Annotated in this window: 12 protein-coding genes; 3 read left to right on the top strand and 9 right to left on the bottom strand. The window is 46.5% G+C overall.

Going from position 1 to position 18,563, the window contains the following annotated elements; all coding sequences use genetic code 11:
* Positions 1–6 precede the first annotated feature (6 nt).
* Positions 7–3,357 (bottom strand): glycosyltransferase family 4 protein, encoded by a 3,351-nt coding sequence (locus H8K52_RS02705; RefSeq protein ID WP_186921186.1) that lies wholly within the window; start codon positions 3,355–3,357, stop codon positions 7–9.
* A gap of 1 nt (position 3,358) precedes the next feature.
* Complete coding sequence (locus H8K52_RS02700; RefSeq protein ID WP_186921184.1) at positions 3,359–5,122, bottom strand: class I SAM-dependent methyltransferase; 1,764 nt, start codon at positions 5,120–5,122, stop codon at positions 3,359–3,361.
* Between the two features lie 264 nt (positions 5,123–5,386).
* On the opposite strand from H8K52_RS02700, the gene H8K52_RS02695 reads away from it, so the two are divergent.
* The 3 genes from H8K52_RS02695 to H8K52_RS02685 all read left to right on the top strand — a co-directional run bounded on the left by H8K52_RS02695 (position 5,387) and on the right by H8K52_RS02685 (position 9,021).
* On the top strand, positions 5,387–6,841 hold the full coding sequence (locus H8K52_RS02695; protein WP_186921182.1) for a mannose-1-phosphate guanylyltransferase/mannose-6-phosphate isomerase: 1,455 nt from the start codon (positions 5,387–5,389) through the stop codon (positions 6,839–6,841).
* A 111-nt stretch (positions 6,842–6,952) separates the two neighbouring features.
* On the top strand, positions 6,953–7,747 hold the full coding sequence (locus tag H8K52_RS02690) for an ABC transporter permease (RefSeq protein WP_186921180.1): 795 nt from the start codon (positions 6,953–6,955) through the stop codon (positions 7,745–7,747).
* Positions 7,744–9,021 (top strand): ABC transporter ATP-binding protein, encoded by a 1,278-nt coding sequence (locus H8K52_RS02685; RefSeq protein ID WP_186921178.1) that lies wholly within the window; start codon positions 7,744–7,746, stop codon positions 9,019–9,021. The genes H8K52_RS02690 and H8K52_RS02685 overlap by 4 nt, the downstream gene beginning before the upstream one ends.
* Before the next feature lies 1 nt (position 9,022).
* Here the strand turns inward: H8K52_RS02685 and H8K52_RS02680 are convergent, their stop codons facing one another.
* The 7 genes from H8K52_RS02680 to H8K52_RS02650 form a co-directional block, all read right to left on the bottom strand.
* Positions 9,023–10,129 (bottom strand): glycosyltransferase family 4 protein, encoded by a 1,107-nt coding sequence (locus H8K52_RS02680; RefSeq protein ID WP_186921176.1) that lies wholly within the window; start codon positions 10,127–10,129, stop codon positions 9,023–9,025.
* Between the two features lie 6 nt (positions 10,130–10,135).
* The gene (locus H8K52_RS02675; RefSeq protein WP_186921174.1) at positions 10,136–11,323 is read right to left on the bottom strand and encodes a glycosyltransferase family 4 protein; all 1,188 of its coding nucleotides are present in this window, start codon (positions 11,321–11,323) and stop codon (positions 10,136–10,138) included.
* A complete protein-coding gene (locus tag H8K52_RS02670; RefSeq protein WP_186921172.1) occupies positions 11,320–12,312 on the bottom strand; it encodes a GDP-mannose 4,6-dehydratase in 993 nt (330 codons plus the stop codon). Before H8K52_RS02670 ends, H8K52_RS02675 begins: the two co-directional genes overlap by 4 nt.
* Positions 12,296–13,333 carry a GDP-mannose 4,6-dehydratase gene (gene gmd / locus H8K52_RS02665; RefSeq protein WP_186921170.1) on the bottom strand — a complete coding sequence of 346 codons (1,038 nt, stop codon included), beginning with the start codon at positions 13,331–13,333 and terminating at the stop codon, positions 12,296–12,298. The genes H8K52_RS02670 and gmd overlap by 17 nt, the downstream gene beginning before the upstream one ends.
* A gap of 200 nt (positions 13,334–13,533) precedes the next feature.
* Positions 13,534–14,199, bottom strand: coding sequence for an orotate phosphoribosyltransferase (gene pyrE, locus H8K52_RS02660; RefSeq protein WP_186921168.1), 666 nt, complete (start codon positions 14,197–14,199; stop codon positions 13,534–13,536).
* A gap of 55 nt (positions 14,200–14,254) precedes the next feature.
* Complete coding sequence (locus H8K52_RS02655) at positions 14,255–17,986, bottom strand: glycosyltransferase (RefSeq protein ID WP_186921166.1); 3,732 nt, start codon at positions 17,984–17,986, stop codon at positions 14,255–14,257.
* 10 nt (positions 17,987–17,996) lie between these two features.
* Positions 17,997–18,386 (bottom strand): hypothetical protein, encoded by a 390-nt coding sequence (locus H8K52_RS02650; RefSeq protein WP_186921164.1) that lies wholly within the window; start codon positions 18,384–18,386, stop codon positions 17,997–17,999.
* Positions 18,387–18,563: the final 177 nt, after the last annotated feature.

Raw genomic sequence — 18,563 nt, 5'->3', positions numbered from 1 at the left:
CGATTGTTAAGCCTTGACCTCAAAGCTATTAGCGAGTCCATCAATAATATTCAGCAGTCGGTTTGATAAACCAGGCCAATCTCGCTCCGACAACCATTGATCGGCAATCTCTTGTCTTTGCAAGAATGTCTCTGGTGTCGCCAGCAGTTTGTGTAAGCCCTCCGCAATTTGGGTAGCATTGGTGCCTGGCAGTTTGAGCACCACATTATCGACGTCTTCAAAAATACTCAGTGGTGTCACAACCACCGGCTTACGCGCAGCCAGTCCAACTCGAACCGCAGCGCTAGAGGACTCTTGTGTTTCCTGATAAGGGAAGACAATTACATCCGATTCTGACAGTAACTGCTGGGTCTCAGCTTCTGTTAAAAAGTCTGAAATAAAAGTGATCTTATCCTGCAACTGTAATTGCGTGATTCTTGCACGGCATTGACGCGCAAGATCTTGGGAAACGGACACAGGATAAATCGCATTGAGCAGCAATAAGTGTAAGTTACTGCGTTGATCAAGCAGCATGGCAAAGGCTTCAATCAATTCCAGAATGCCTTTATGTGGCAACAAAAATCCATAAGAAGCAATGACGATTTCTTGACTGTCTAGCGCGATAGGCTCTGAACTCTGGTTCTGAGCCCTAGGAATGCCGTGTGGAAAATAGATCACGTTATCCAATAAGCCCCAGGCTTTCAGCCGATTCATATCGTCAATACCGTGTACAAAGATACGGTCAACCATTTGCAGTTCGTGTTGAATCGTTCTTAAGGACTTGGTTTGCTCTGGCAAGACAACATCAGCAGTGGAGTGGAAGAAAATAAAAACACTAATGCCTTCGGACTTCAATCGACGAATGAATAAAGCTAAGGTGTTTAAGGTAAAAAAACTAAAATTGTATTGTATGACAATGGATTTTAGCCCTTGTTCCAAGGCAGTTTCCAGGACGTAATCCAAGGATTCGCTATCACTAGCGTTCCAACACCGAATAACATTGGGACCATCAATTTCTACACGTTCGGCAATATGATTTGCCAATATCAAGAGACGGTTTTGCGGAATCGCCTGCACCAAGGATTGCGAGTAATTAGCGATGCCGCAACGAGCATTCCAAGTGCTGAGCCAACCAATTTTCGGTGTATTCGGCTGCAGCGCTTCTTGCTTCAACGCCGCCATCGCCGCGATCACATTCGCAGCGACTTTTGACCAACTGAGTGATTGCGTAACGCGCTTTTTAGCCTCATCTGTTTTTCTTCTGCGATCAGCATCGTCTAAGGCATGAACCTCGCGCAATAACTGCGTCAAGTGCCCCATGCTTGGTTCTGCCCACAAGGAGTGAGTCAGGGATAAATGCGTATCAGCTTTGGCGAATTGAAAATCACAAACCCAAGCGGTCGAGGCGTCGCAAAAATCTGTCTGCCCGCCCCAACCATTGGTAATGACAGGCAAATCAAACAACATAGCTTCCGCCATCGGCAAGCCCAAACCCTCACCTCGACTCGGCGCTACGAAAGCATCTGCGGCGCGATACAAAGACACCATTTGCGCTTGACTTAATTCTTCAAAACTAATCAGAACATGAGGAAACTCAGGATCATTTTCTCGCAAGGCGTCTACTTGTTGCTGCACCTCGTTATGAATATTGTGAAAGGTCTTGATCAACAAAGACACGTCATCCGTACTCCGAAATGCGTCACCATAAGCACGTAACAGTACATCAACCGCTTTACGAGGAAAACAGGAAGAAATATGCAAAAATGTAAATTGTTTGCAGTCATCCAACAATCCGACTGGTAGCGACTCTGGTTCCAGATTCAATAGATGATCAACCCCAGCGCCAGTGACCGCAATCGGAATACGAACCCCGCTGTCACGCAAATTTTTTGCGACCGAGTTTGACAGTACTGTCAACAAGTCGAGGCGGCGATTGAAACCATCAACATAGTCTTGCGGAAACCCAGTTTCTTCCCAACCATACGAGTGCACCACGCGCACCGAAGCAGCCATGTCATTGACATAGGGTGGATAGCAAAACCGCAGGGCGGCGTAAGGTGGCATCTTCTCGGACAATTCTCGCTGATACATGTGCGCGCACTGCGGATCAGATTGTAAGAAGGATGCCGATGGCGCAAAATCACCATGCCCTTCATGTGATCGCAAACTAACATCGACACCCTGCGCTTGCAACGCCAGTGCCAGCTGCCGATTCACAATCGCCAAACTATACGTCGAGTCAAATGGTCCTTCAATGCGCCAGCGAGATGAGAAATCAAAACCTTGTTGGATCTCTACTGGCTTAGGAATGGTCACACCAATTTGCTGCAAATAGGTGCTCAATTGTGACAACACAGTACGTTTTGAAAACCTCTCCAGATTATCATGTTGCTTGGCTAGAATTTGTCGCCGCAGTGCAGGTGCATCCATCAACTTAGCGACCGCTTGAGCGAATTCCCATGGATTCGTATGCGATGGCAGTAACATGCCACCAGAGCCTAGCGTAGCAGCGATATTGCTGCTGTTTCTGGCGATAACGGGAAGCTCGTACTGCATCGCCTCAATCAAAGGCATACCAAAGCCTTCATGCGCACTCATAGAGACAAATACATCTGCACTTTGATATAGCCCTAGCAATCTCTCATCACTGACTTTACCGACAAAGCTCACGTGCGCGTCCAAGCCTAATTCGCGAATGCGTTTTTCGATGACGGCTTTATACAATCCACTCGTCACGGCACCGGCCAAAATCAAACGCACTGGCGACCGTGAGCGATAGCGCAGGTGATGCATCATTTCAATCAGCTCGTCTTGTTTTTTGTTTTCACAAATACGGCCAACGAACAACACGTTGTAGGTATGCTGAAACTCGTCGAATCCCGAAAAGTCGGGCGTCACTTGCCTTAATTTTTCAAAGTCGACAAGGAGAGGAATGGTGGCGACATTCGCATACGAATTGCTCGTTAACTCTTCACTATTTAAGCTGGAAACGCCGATCGCGCCCAAAAAATGTGGTGCCCATTCATGCAACTGATCGCGACCTAATTGCGCCCAGCGTCGAATGTCGCCATCATCTGGTAACAACTCAATCGGCGTAATATTGTGATACACCATGACTTTTGGCACACGCAGGCCTAGCAGCCATTTCCAGTTGTCGTATCCCATGCAATGATGAGAGAGCAAAAGCGTGCCATCTTCATCAACCAATTCGGACAAATCTTTGATCTCAGAGCGCAATTCATTGGGAATCGTCTCAGAGTAAATTTCTGAATGAAACCCAAACTCACGCAGCAGCTTGCGAATATAAAACAAACTATTGGTGACGCCATCGCCAGTACTGCAGGCAAAACTAAATTGATGAATAGAAGTCACTTGCATATCATTTCCACGCAATAAGTGCATAGTCTTGTGGGCCATAGAAAAATTGATTAATGATGTCACCGGAAAAACCTTCGTCTTTCACACGATAACTTTCAGGAAATGGATGTAGGCGCAGGATTTCTGCCTTCGTGAAACCGCGCTGGGTCGCGATAAACTCCGCCACTGCTGGCACGATGGGATTGCGATGGGTAGGATCGTAATAGAAATTGCATGAGCCTACGATCATGTTTTCTGGGTTGGGCGTTTCGAAAATCAAAATGCCCCCATCACCCAAAGCCGCATACGCTGCATCGAATAAAGCAATCAGCGTTTCAAACGGCAAATGTTCGACAATATGAAAACCTGTCACGCCTGCCAAACTGCCAGCTGGTTGCCGCTGCAGATAAGCAATCGCGTCATCCACTTTGGCTGCACAACCCGACGCGATACAGGCATCGACCATAGCGGCATTCATGTCAATTCCTAACGCGGGAATGCCAAGTTCACCAAGCAATTCTAACCACTCGCCACGCCCACAACCAACATCGACGAAACACCGACCTTGATCATCAGAAGCCCTTGCAAATGCATCGACGTAGGGCAAATAGGCGCGCAGACGTTGTTTGATCTCCTGTTTGGAACCGCGAAATTTATCTTCAAATTCAATATAAAATTGATCGAGATGAGCGATGTCTTTGCCGGTCTCATACTTATGTTCATCACTTGATGACGCGGTCAACACCAGGCTCTTCAAGCGTTGCTCAATTTGGCTCACTTGCTGCTGCAGATTTTGCTCGTTCACGTTGGCATGTACCGCTACATTTTGATCCCGCTGTTGCTTGCGGATGAGATGACTTAACTGATTTAATTTGCGCGCAATTTCCAATTGTTCTAACTTCATCAATCGGTTGCCACCATCCATATTTTCAAGTTGACGTAAGCGTGCATCAGCTTGACTATCTTCTATGGTTTTGGTTCGCACATTGACTTTATCAATATCATTGCGCAAGCGATTAATTTTTTCATTTGTTGCTTCAAATCGCGCTATTCCATCTACCAAACTGGCATGAATACTGCCCAGCAAACTGTTTGGCCCTTGGTAGATGGCGACAAACATTTCTGCAATTGAGGCATGCAGTTCTCTTAGTTCGCAATACGTCAATTCAAAACTCGTTGCGACTCTTTGCAACTCAGTTTGCAAATGCTTTTGAGATAATTCAAATTGCTGGTCGGCACGCTCCAAGGCATTCAATTTCTGATGCATCATCAAAATATCCTCACGCAATATTTGATTCTGCTCACGTAAGTTCTCCAGTGCTAACTGATGATGATGCCGAGTGACCGCGAGTTTAGAAAGCGCATTTCCCCATGCCATGGCATATCCAATAAGAGGCAGGGAGCGAATTCTTTCTTTGATAGATATGCCAGGGCGCGTAAAACTATTGAATTTTCTTAGGATATAAGCTTTGACACCAGGCTCGTGCACTTCCTCATTTGCAAGAATTGGAAAATGCTCACATGCAGGTGACGGCGTCTGCGGTAATTGGGGAACTTGAGATTCGCTGGTTGGAAAAGGCGTAGTCTCGAAACGGATCGTTTCACTTGCTGGCCTGCGCAACGCTGGGATAACAGGATCGGGCAGTGAACCAAAATTCTCTTCAATCGGTAATTGTTCAGTCACCAAATGACGACGACCGCCAAAACTACGTAGCTTGTGAGGAGCACTTTCCTGCCGAGCGCCTTGCCCTGAAACATGCTGATTATCCATTGCGTTTAATTCCATTGCGACTGCCGTTATACGACAAAAGTGAGAGTATAAATGATGAAATAAAAATACCCCCACAATTGAAATATGTTTTTATCCCGTACAATTTGATGACGAAGTTAAAAATCTATTTTTTGCGGTCTGCATGTACAATGTGAATTTTATTAACGCCTCCTGCGCTGCGCTTTTCATTGCCTAAGAATTCACCTAGCTAAAATGCATATCTGCATTGCTAAGTCCCTCAATGAAAAGCATCACATCATCGATCTCAGAAAGCAAACAATGTTTCTCCAACCCGTGATTCTTTCGGGGGGTTCAGGCACACGACTTTGGCCCCTATCTCGTGAAAAACACCCTAAACAATTACTCTCGCTATTTAATGAAGAGACTATGCTGCAAGCGACAGTCTCACGTGTGCAAAATTTTGTCGACGATTTACCAGTTTCCAACAAATCGATCGTTGTTTGCAACGAAGAATACCGATTCATTACCGCAGAACAACTACGCGCTATTGGCTGTACAGAACAAACTTTGCTACTTGAGCCAGTGGGTAGAAATACCGCCCCGGCATTAACCGTCGCCGCGCTTTCCGCAATCAGCAATGGACAAGATTGCATCATGCTGGTGATGCCAGCCGATCATAATATTGCCGACACACCGGCTTTTCATCGTGCTATCAGTGCCGGATTAAAACATGCTGTCGCTGATTGCATGGTCACTTTTGGCATCATTCCAAACCGTCCTGAAACTGGTTACGGCTACATCGAAGTTGGTGCCTCACAAGATACGTTCAACACACGCGCATTACTCAATTTCGTTGAAAAACCTAATGCCGAGGTCGCAGCGCAATATTTGGCTAGCGGCAAATATTTGTGGAACAGCGGCATTTTTATGATGCGTGCCAGTGTCTGGCTCAAAGCGATCCAGCATCTGAATGCAGCGATGTACGAAGCTTGCGTCGCATCTTTACATGAAGCCAAAATGGATTGTGATTTCGTACGCTTAAATAAAGAAGCGTTTGAGAATTGCCCGTCCGATTCCATCGATTATGCCGTCATGGAAAAACTCGCCAGTCAACCTGAACTAGCCATTTCTGCCAGCGTCGTACCACTCGATGCAGGCTGGTCAGATGTGGGTGCATGGGATGCGGTATGGCAAGTTTCTGACAAAGATGAGGATGGCAATTCGAGTCGCGGTGACGTGTTGGTCGAAGATTCGCGCAATTGCCTGATTGTTTCTGATAGTCGCTTAGTGGCATGTTTAGGCTTGGACGATGTGATCATCGTAGAAACCCCGGATGCGGTGCTAGTGACGAATAAAACTGGTACGACGAATATCAAGCGCATCATCAATCGCCTGAATGCAGAATCATATCCACAGACTAGCCATCATCGCAAAGTGTATCGACCTTGGGGACATTACGATTCCGTCGATAAGGGGGAGCATTTTCAAGTTAAACGCATCGTGGTCAAACCCGGTGGCCGCTTATCTATGCAAATGCATCAACATCGCGCCGAACACTGGATTGTGGTGTCTGGTGTGGCGCAAGTCACCCGCGGCGATGATGTGATGACACTCAAGGCAAATGAGTCTACCTATATTCCTTTAGGTGTAAAACACCGTTTGGAGAATCATGGTGACTGCGATCTTGAAGTCATTGAAGTGCAGTCTGGCACCTATCTAGGCGAAGATGACATCGTGCGCTTTGGCGATATTTACGGTCGCATTGAAGGATAGATCTAAGGATACCTTTCTCATCAATCTTGACGCGGTCAGCACGTCTCGGCCGCCTCAATTGATTGACCGGCATTAAGCTTACTACCTTCACTATCCTGTATCGAGAATAAATTGAAACAAGTCCTCATTTCGCTTTGGCATTTCCGCCACTTTATGCTGTCTTCCATTAAGGCAGAATTTCGTGGTCGTTTTGCACGCAGTAAATTAGGTGCATTATGGATGATCCTCAATCCTTTGGCGCAAACGACTATCTTTGCCCTTGTATTGTCTGAGCTTTTGGCTGCCAGATTACCGAATATCGATAGCAAAACTGGCTACGCGATTTATCTCATGGCAGGCACGGCCGCTTGGGGTTTGTTCGCAGAGATCGTCAATCGCTGCACCACTGTATTTATTGAGTATTCCAATACACTAAAGAAAATCTCGTTTCCCCGGCTGTGCTTGCCGTTCATCGTGGGCGGTAGCGCCCTACTCAATCACGTCCTTTTGCTCATCGCAATTGCGGTGGTGTTTTTATTCTTAGGGCATGCGCCCAATGTGGCATGGTTAGTACTACCCATAGGAACTTTGCTAATCGTTTTGTTGGCGTTTGGTTTGGGTATTTTGCTTGGCCTTCTCAATGTGTTTTCACGCGATGTTGGGCAGGTCGTTGGCATTGTCCTGCCGCTCTGGTTTTGGCTCACACCCGTGGTGTATACGGCATCCAGTTTACCCAAGCACTTTGCGCCTCTGTTGCAGCTCAATCCCATGTCGGGATTAGTTAAAATTTACCAAGACGTCCTGCTGTTTGGGAAGTTTCCGATCTGGGGAGATCTCTTTATCCCATTTGGCATCGCCACTGGTTTGTTCCTTTTTTCTTTTTGGGTTTTTCGTCGCGCCAGCGCAGATTTGGTAGATGCTTTATGAATACCTCGACACAAACCGTCCTCAACGTCAAAGGCGTGGGGAAATGTTATACCAAGTTTAATAGCGTACATCATCGACTTTTTAGTTGGATGGGCTTGCCAGTTAAACCTGCCTACCAATACTGGGCCAATAAAGACATCAGTTTTACGGTCGGGCAAGGCGAAGCCATTGCCATCATCGGTCAAAATGGCGCGGGTAAAAGCACCTTATTGAAAATGATTACCGGCACGGTCAGACCGAGTGTCGGTGAGATTGCGGTCAATGGCCGAGTCAGTGCCATGCTGGAATTGGGCCTAGGTTTTAACGCCGAATTTACAGGCAGACAGAATGCCTACATGGCCGGTGGATTGATGGGGCTGAGTACTGCCGCGCTAGATCAATTGATTCCCGAAATTGAAGCCTTCGCCGAGATTGGCGACTTCTTTGATCAAGCATTGCGCGTTTATTCCAGTGGTATGCAGGCTCGCTTGGCTTTTGCGGTCGCCACCGCCGTGCGTCCTGACATCTTGATCGTTGATGAGATTCTCTCGGTTGGCGATAGTTATTTTCAACACCGCAGCTTCGAACGCATTCGACAATTTAAAGAACAAGGGACGTCGATTATCTTAGTCACTCACGGCATGGGCGAGGTGCGTTCTTTGTGCGACCGTGTGATTTTGATTGATAAAGGCAATATCCTCAAACAAGGTGCGCCCGATGAAGTCGTCGATTTTTACAACGCAATGATCGCGCTAAAAGAAAATGAACGCGCGCAAATCGAGCAATCGCGCGATCAACAAGGCTGGTTAAAGACCAAATCAGGCAATGGTACTGCGACAGTAAAACACCTTTCCTTGCTGCCAGAAAACTCTACCGAAGAGTTGGCCGTCGCGCAGGTTGGGCAAAAACTCAAACTGCACTGTGAAGTTGACGTACATGGAGAGATTGGCGAACTTGTGTTCGGCGTCATGCTCAGAGATAAACAAGGCAGCGTGATTTGGGGCAGTAATACTTGGCATACTAAGCTAGTGCAAAAAGATCTGCAGACTGGCGACAAATTGGTTTACACCTTGCCATTTGAGTGTAACTTAGGGCCTGGTTCGTATTCGATTACCACCGCACTAACCCGTGGAGAATCGCACTTAGATCAAAACTTTGAATGGTCAGATAATCTCTTAGTATTTGATGTAATTAACGTCGATAAAGCGGTCTTTATTGGCAATCACTGGTTGGATACAACATTCGAAGTTGCCGTTCACAAGCACGCAACTCTACATTCCTCGACCACTCAATAAATTAGAGCAAGCGTTCGTAGAGTTGTTTGTACTTACTTGCCATACGTTCAGCGGTGAACAGTTCCTGATAACGCTGAGCGGCGCGAATACCCATTTGCGCCGCCTGCTCAGGATGAGCTAACAGTTTTTGCATGGCGGTACGCAATGCTTGTGGATCGCTGGGCGCAATCACTAAGCCAGTCTGTTGATGCAAATTCACATACGAAGTGCCTGTTCCAATCTCACAGGAAATCATAGGCTTACCAAACATCGCCGCTTCTAACAAGGTGATACCAAACGCCTCGGAACGCAGATGAGAAGGGAATGCCAGCGCATAGCACTGTTTAATCAACGCTACTTTATCTTGCTCAGGCAATGCCCCCAGAAAATGCACATTATGCAAACCCAATCGTTGCGCTTGTTGCTTCAACTCGATTTCGACCGGGCCGTTCCCTAAAATGACCACAGGAATTTGCGTTCCACTCACCGCTTCCAGCAACACATGCAAGCCCTTGTAATAACGCAGCATGCCAACGAACAAAAAGAATGGCTGCGGGAACCGGGTGCGCCATTGTTCGACGCATGCCAGATCAGGCTCGGGATAAATATCCTGTGCCAAGCCATAAGTGATAACTTCTGTTTTATCCTTGAACCTCGCCAGCGTTGGACTGGTTTCTAAATAATTTGGGGAGGTCGCAACGATACGATCTACCCGATTTAAGAATTGATTTTGTAGAGGTTGATACAGCTTAAACAAATATTTTTGACGTACGATATCGGAATGGTAAGTCACCACGCTGGGCTTCTTAATCTGACAAGCGAAATGCGCCAAATCCATAAAGGGCCAAGGAAAATGGTAGTGAACAAGATCGGCCTTCTCTGCTAATTGCTTAAAACGCGCGAATGCAGACCAAGAGAATCCGGTCGAGGCGATCTCCACGTTCAAAGGTGCTCGATGTACTAGATGCCCTTCAAACTCAATGTCAAGATGCGCTTTATCACGCGTCAAAGTCAACACTTCAGCATCAATACCCAAACGGGAAGATCCCGTCACCATCTGTCGAATGACTTGTTCAACACCACCAAAACTGTCGGGGTAGTAAGTACGATAAAAATGCAAAACTTTCATACGCAACTATCTCACAGACACAGTTTTATACGCTGCTACGGTATTTTGCACGCAGGCATCCCAGCTCAATTGCGCTGCTCGTTGCAAACCTAGGGTAATGGCTTGTGTTCGCCACTCATGATCTTCCAAACCACGCTGCAAACCTTGCTTAATCTGATCGACATCGGCGGGATTGACCAAGAGTGCAGCACCTGCAGCGACTTCCGGCATCGATGAGGTATTGGACGTGAGAACAGGCACACCGCTCGCCATCGCCTCGACGATCGGCAAACCAAAACCTTCATACCAAGAGGGATAGGCAAACAAACGACAACCCGCATACAAATAAGGGAGCAAATGCTGCTCGACATAACCCAAGTATTTCACCCAACCTTGCTGCACGCCGCGTTCAATTTCAGCGTGAATCGCATCGCTTTGCCATCCACGCCCCCCAACCAGTACCAAAGGAAAATGCTGGCGTAAATGATCAGGCAAAGCGCCATAAGCCGCCAATAAGTTAGTTAGATTCTTACGAGGTTCGATTGTAGAAACAAATAAGGCGTACTCTTTCGCACGTAGCCCAAATTGGTTTAACACAGGTAACAACTCTTGATCTGTGCGAGGAAAATAAGCCGGATCAACACCCAATAAGACCGTCTTCAATTTTTCGGCAGGCAAGCTAAACTGCTGCATTAGTTCCTGTCGTATCGCCTCAGAATCGGTCAAAATCAGATTTGCCCGTTGTATCGACTCCGGTATCGTCGTCAACATACGCTCAACCCTCGTGCTGGGGTGCCATTGAGGAAAACGGTATACCGACAGGTCATGAATGGTCAACACAGTTGGTAAATGGGTTTTAGGCACAAAATAATTTGGCCCATGAAAAATCGCATCGTCAACTTTATCCAGCTGTCCGGCAACCAACTTCGGCATGAGCTGCCCGTACAAACGAGAAACCAAAGGAATACGGCCCAGTTGCTGGCGTAGTTTGCTGGTCAAATTCGTTCGAAAAGAAGGGCCAGATGCGGCGTTGATTTGCGTAGATCTACTGGCACTCTGCCCCATCTCTGGCAACGCAGTCCAACGGCCATCCGACATAAAGCGCATAGACTCAACGTCGGGATGCAACGGTGCGCGCGTTGCTAACTCCCACGCATAACGACCTATACCAGCAAGAGGAGGAAGAATAACCTCAATCGAGAGGATAATCTTCAAGCAGCAACCTCAATGATAGGCTTATGCGTACTCATCGCCTTAGGCTCACTGATCGTCGCGACGGGCACTAAGTTTGGAGGCACATCGGCGAGCATCCATCTGAGAGTTTGTTGCAAGTCGATTTCCGGCAAGCTACCGATACTATTACGTAGCTTAGTTGGATCTCCTACCAACACACGAACTTCATTGGCGCGGACAAAAGCAGGATTCACTTGGACATCAATCTGATAACCAGCGATCTCTTCCACCAATTGAATCACTTGACGCAAGGTGTAAGCCTTACCGGTACAGATATTAAAAGTCTCCCCAGCCGGTGCTTTCAACAACAACTCACAATAAGCTTTGGCAATATTACGCACGTCAGAAAAATCACGAGCGACATCTAAATTACCAAGCTCAATGTGCGTGGCTTTACGTTTAAAGTGACTAACAATTTTCGGTAACAAAAAATTCTCGGCCTGACCGACACCCGTGTAATTAAACGGTCGGGTAATAAAAATCGGCAACTTGTCCATCCATAATCGCGCCACATGCTCGGTCGCCAATTTGCTGATCGCGTAATCATTAGCGGGCATCGCGATTTCTGTTTCGGCGATGACACCAGCATTTGAATTACCGTAGATATTCGCGCTACTTGCCACTAAAACTGCACGCGGTGGCACTTTCAATTTGCTCAAAGCTTCTAACAGATTGCGCGTGCCAACGACGTTAATCCGATAAATGTCTTCGACATTACCATGACCCACAAACGAAATCGCCGCCAAGTGGGCGACGATCTCTGGCTGAACCTGATTCACCACCTCTTGCAGCGCCAGTGGATCACACATATCCACATAATAGACGCCTTGTCCTAAAGCCTCGTTACCGTAAGCGGTTCCAAAAACTTCGTAGCCACAGGCGTTCAACTCGCGCGCCAAATACTCACCGGTAAAACCGCGTAAGCCTGTAATCAGCGCGCGGGGACGCGCATGTTTAGAAAGAATGTCCATGCGTATTCCGCTGTATATCTGCTTCCACCATCATCTGGCAAAGCTGTTCTAAAGTAGTAGTCGGCTCCCAACCCAATACGTCCTTGGCTTTTTGCGGATTACCAATCAGCAATTCGACTTCAGCCGGACGATAGAATTTAGGATTCACTTTTACAACAATCTTCTTCGACACACTGCAACGGGCGATTTCATTTTCAGCAGAACCTTCCCATTCCAAATGGATATCGGCTGCCTTAAATGCCATCGTTACAAAGTCACGTACCGTTTCCGTACGATTCGTCGCTAACACAAACGTGTCCGGAATCTCCGCCTGCAGCATACGCCACATGCCTTCCACGTATTCTTTGGCAAAACCCCAGTCACGTTTGGCATCCATATTGCCTAGTTCAAGGCAATCGAGCTTACCGAGCTTAATCTTCGCGACCGAATCGGTAATTTTACGCGTCACAAACTCACGTCCACGCAATGGCGATTCATGATTAAACAAGATACCACTACAAGCAAAAATGCCATAAGACTCGCGGTAGTTGATGGTCATCCAATGCGCATACAACTTAGCGACGCCATACGGACTGCGAGGATAAAACGGCGTTGATTCGACTTGAGGAACCGCTTGAACTTTACCAAACATTTCAGAAGTCGATGCTTGGTAAAAACGAATTTTAGGGTTAACAACGCGAATCGCTTCTAACAGATTAAGCGCACCCAAGCCGGTGATTTCTGTCGTCGTAACGGGCTGTTCAAAGGAGACGCCAACAAAACTTTGCGCTGCCAGATTGTAAACTTCGGTCACTTCAGTAGACTGAATCAAACGTATACTAGAAGATAAATCTGTCAGATCATATTCCACTAAATGCAGCTGTGGATGGTTTTCAATTCCTAATTCTTCAATGCGCCAAAAGTTCACTGAACTGGTGCGACGATAGGTTCCATAAACGGTATACCCTTTTTCGAGCAAGAGCTGAGCCAGGTAGGCGCCATCTTGTCCAGTAATACCAGTGACTAATGCTTTCTTATTCATTGCAAAAAACTTTCAGCGGAAACGAATGTTGACATTTAACTAAATTCATTCTATAGATCATCATGGTTTCATGATGCATGTACAGAATCTGTGATGTTTATCACATTTTGACAGTATACCTGCTATCGAATGTCGCAGAAGTATTACTTTGTCATCTTATTGTAGAAAAATGCGCACTTTAGTGTGATTAGCTTAACTTTTTAGATCGCCCCATATCGCTGACGATAAGCCGCCACCATATCTTTGTACTGTGACAATTTTGCGTCTGCATTTTCAGCTGAAAGGCAGGCAAATAAGTCATTTAAGTTGGCGATTGCAATCACTGGCATGCCGTAACTTTGACTCACTTCTTGCACAGCCGAATGCACGGAAAGCGCATCGTCCTTACCGACTCGCTCCATACGATCGAGCGCAATCAATACTGCCGCTGGTGTCGCGCCTGCTGCGCGAATCAACTCCACGGATTCACGCACCGACGTGCCTGCTGAAATCACATCATCAACGATCACGACTTTACCCTGCAGCTTGGCACCAACAATACTGCCGCCTTCCCCATGATCTTTAGCCTCCTTACGATTGTAAGCAAAAGGCACATTCCGCCCTTTTTGCGACAACGCAACAGCCGTGGCGGACGCGAGCGTAATGCCTTTATAGGCCGGGCCAAATAACATATCAAATTCGACCCCAGAGTCGAGCAATGTCTGTGCGTAAAAATCAGCAATCTTGCCAAGATTTGCGCCATCATTAAACAAACCTGCATTAAAGAAATACGGAGAAGTACGTCCTGCCTTGGTGACAAATTCACCAAACCGAATCACTTCAGCGTCAACGGCAAATTGGATAAATTCTTGTTTTAAGTTTTTCATTTTCAATGACTACTTTTCAGTAAAATAAATAGAGCTGTTTCACAACTCCGATTTGCTAAGTTTTAATTAAATTGTCCAAAGCGATGCAAAGCATTTCGGCACTATCTTTCCAAGTTAACCATTCAATTTTTCCCGAATCAGGAATTTGACGTTCTGAATACAGACGCAACCATTGCTCGATGCGCTCCACCAAAACCGAGGGGTCTAGTCCGTCAAAATAGAACACATGCTCGCCACCGATTTCCTCAAACACAGGCAATTGACGCGCGATGATCGGCAACTTAAATCGAGCCGCTTCAATCAGAGGTAAGCCAAATCCCTCGCCCCAAGACGTCATGAGCAAGCACTTGCTTCGCACATACAGATCTTGCAATGTATCATCATCGATACCTCGCAACCAAAACAATCGCTTCTTATTTTCAGGATGTTGCTCGATACGCTTAATCAATGCTTCCGTCTTCCAGCCTTGTCCGCCAACGATGATTAACGCTATATCATGCCCGGCTTCCCATAGTGCTTCAAAGGCGTTCAAGGCATATTCATGCCCTTTTCGTGGTTCAACGGTACCTACCATTAAGAAGCAAACTTGATGATCTAAGGCACTCTGCAGCATCGGTTCTAGCTTGACGTCTAATTTTTCAGGAAGGCTAGCTTCTAAGTCTGCGCCCAAATGAAAACTCGACAGTAAAAATTGTTCGCTGCGTCTCTTATCATGTTGCGCGATCCATGTCTTTAACTCCGCTTCCACCGCACGCGAAATACAGATTGCACCATCGCTATATTGCACCACTGTCTCTATCCATTTTAAGAAAATCTCTGACAAATTTTTCTCAAAAAAATGTGGCGCGATCACGGGCAAAATATCGTAGACAACAAAAAATATTTGCACACCCTGAGTCTTCATGCGCTGCAAGACGTGATGATAGTGAACCACTGGACCACAATTGAGATCTAGTCCTAAAAAGATATCATTGACCGACACTTCCACTAAATCATCGCCACTAGCGAGCTGTGGCAGGTCGAATTGTTTACAGGTAAAAGTTCGCGCATACTTAAGGCCGTGCTCAGTCAAAACAACTGGCTCAACCCGCCCTCCAAATAGAGGCTCAGAAATTAAGGCCGCCAAAATCGCACGAACGACGCGTTGGATACCTGATTTCGCATCGACTTGCGCCAGAGTTGAAACGTCGACTAACAGACGTTTCCCATGATAGGACTTGGAGTTAGCTGCGATACTTTGAGACAGGGCTAACAACTCTTCATTGCTTGGGCGCTGCACCGTATCGATCTCAGCGATTTTTTTCAACAAGGGTCTAGGATGTGAATAAGCAGAGTCGGCATAATTTTCTTCAATCACCTTGGCATATTCGATCCCAACAGCATACGGATGATGCTTTGCCTTAATATGATCAATACCACGCAGGCCCAGATCAGTCCGCAATTGCACATCGCCATAGAGACGCAATATGGCATCGATCAACTCTTGGTCTGCAAAGTCATCATCCAATCGAATTAAAGCATCTTCGGGCAATTCTGCCATGGCTCCATTGGCATTCACAATGGTTGGCACGCCATGTGCCATACAATCGAGCACCGTCAACGAGGTTTCTCCACGAGACATGGTACGTAATTGAACCGCGGCATCTGCTCCCATTAAGTACCGGTGAAATTCTTCCTCTTCTGCGAATCCAGTAATACGAATGCGTGATGCAAAGCCAGATCGCTTGATCTGTTCAAGTAGATTTGCACCATATTGCGCTCCGTCATTTTGACCAACGAATACTAAATAACAATTTGGATTCTCTGCCAAACGAGAAGCTATCCAAGCTTGAAATAAACGATGATTGAGCTTGGTTGGCCCTAACAACCCAAACGCACAAATCAGGAAATCGCCGTTCTTAAATCCTAAAGCCGTGCGAACTGCTTCGCGGTCAAACTTGGAAGGCAGGCCCTTTAGCAGCGGTATAAAGTTGGATTTGTTCGCATACGCTACACCGAACCATTTTTTTGCCAATTCGATCGAATAGTTAGAATGCAGTATCACGCCAGTCGCGTTATGCAACACGGGCAAACTAGTCGGATATTTCCAAATCACCTGATGAATATCAGGGTTCGCTTTATTTTCCAACAGGGCGCTATAACCGTGCGAAGCGTAGAGCGACTCTACCCATCCCCCCGAAGTTTTTCCAATATAGTCTAAATGGGAAACGATATTACTGAGATAGAAATCATGCAGCACAACCACGCCTGGATATCTCTTCAACAAATCGAACATGTGTCCATGGAAAGGTGAATTCCCAAAGTGATACATGATGCGATCAAACTTATGTGCGTTTCCCTCAAACCATGCGACGGATCGCAAAGCAAAATTCGCGGCCAACCATCGATTGCTGAGGCTAGGCTGATCATTAATTAAGTCAATATCATAGTAACGGGCGAGCTCCGGCAATAAAGTTGCGCCGTAATCGGCGATCCCACTTCGCTCTGGTGGAAGTGGTGAAACATAGGCTAATTTTGGTTTCTTGGCGACACTGACATTGGCCACTTGGGTTTTCTGTGCATGTTGCTGCCGTTCATACGTCGCCTCAAAACCTTCCCAAGTACGTCGAGCGGACTCATCCCATGAGAATTTCTTCGATTGCTGCACGCCATGCTGACGCAAGCTTTCTAAAAAATGTTCATCAGTCAACGCTTGCTGCATTTTTTCTGTAATCGCACTTTGTTTGAAGGGATCAAATAAAGCATCCTCACGGCCAATCACTTCGGGTAGGCTACTCGTATTTGCCGCGATCACGGGCGCACCACAAGCCATCGCTTCCAACGCGGGCAGACCAAATCCTTCATGCCACGAAGGAAATACAAACAGGCGGCAAGCGTGATACAGCACTGGCAGATCTTCATCCGAAACAAAACCCGTCATCACCACATCGCCGTCAAGCAAGCCTTCTTTTTTCGCCAGACTTAACAGTCTCTTCCTTTCATCATCATGCACGCTGCAGACAATGGCGAGCTGGTGTGCCTTGCGTAAATTGACTGGCAATTTTGCGTAAGAAGAAATGAGGCTATCAATATTTTTTCTAAGATCAATACCGCCCGTATACATCACAAATTGTGGCCGTAAACCATGACGCGACAAGACATCTTGCATTGTCTGCTGAGAATAATTGGTGACCACGAAACGATCATCGACCGCCGAAGAGATATTGATCACATTCTGAGCTGGTAACTGAAGCCACTCCAATGCCTCGATCATAGAGGAATTGGAAATCGCCAATAGCAAATCCGCATTCTTTAATGCTTGTAACTTCCTGAAGTACCAAGCACTGACTTTCTCATCATTCAAATAATGCTTACTGTGAATAAAAGGAATTAAGTCATACAGTGTGACCGCGGTCAGCGAACGCGAAGAGCTCCGGACATCGACAATCGCGTCATCCATCAAGCCCTCAAACAAACTACTAACATGAACCAGATCGGGTTTTAATTGACTAATAGCATGCTCACGCACCAATTCAGCTGCACGCCGACGCCAGCTGTTATCCGGATTGACATCAAATACGGAAGGAATCGAATTCCAAGTATGAATATGCTGACGTGGTAATAGGTCGGCAAATTCACTTCGAATAACTGGAATCGTTTCGGGGAACAATCCATTCAAAGCAAAATGCAACTCATGTTGCGCGGACCTTTTCGCCATCGCTTTAGCCAAAGCGAGTGAATAACGTCCTATGCCGCGGTTTCGACTTCCAGTCGATTGACAGGCTTGTAAATCAATAAGAATACGCATGAATATGAATTTACTTTTTCGTTATATGGTAAGTCTGAAACATCGCATAAATCTCTTGCGCCGCAGGCGTCAAAGCCACGACATCAGTAGCGACCGGGATATCAGATATGGCCGATTGACTTGGTGCTGGGTTATAGCTGACGGCGTGGGCGTTGCCAAGCGATGCTCTGAGTCGCGTTTTCAGTGCGGGAAACCGATTCACGACAAGTCGACCAAACGCCGCGATTTTTTGATTGCGAATTGCTAATTGTATGGCACGAATCAGTGCTTTTTTGGGAGACCTCAAAGCGAAACGCAAGCGTTTGACATTCAAGGACAGATACCTTAAAGGTGCTGTAATTCGCCAAGATAGGCTGCGATAGACCGAGTCTAACTCCGCTCGCAATTGCTCTTCATTCATAGTCAATACAAGGTAAGATACATAGGTGCGCTAGTATAACTGATAGTGCTTGATTATCTTAGTTGAAAACCGACGCCATCAACGCTGAGCCTGCAAAGCTCAGCACGCTACATGGCTGTACGTAAACTTAGAAGCACTCTTGCGACTTAATAATTAAAAAAGCGCAATATCTTAGAG

It is taken from the genome of Affinundibacterium seohonense, assembly GCF_014284305.1.
Lineage (GTDB): Bacteria > Pseudomonadota > Gammaproteobacteria > Burkholderiales > Burkholderiaceae_D > Undibacterium > Undibacterium seohonense.
The sequence above is the reverse complement of the archived record's forward strand: the minus strand, read 5'-3'. Positions and strand labels throughout refer to the sequence as shown.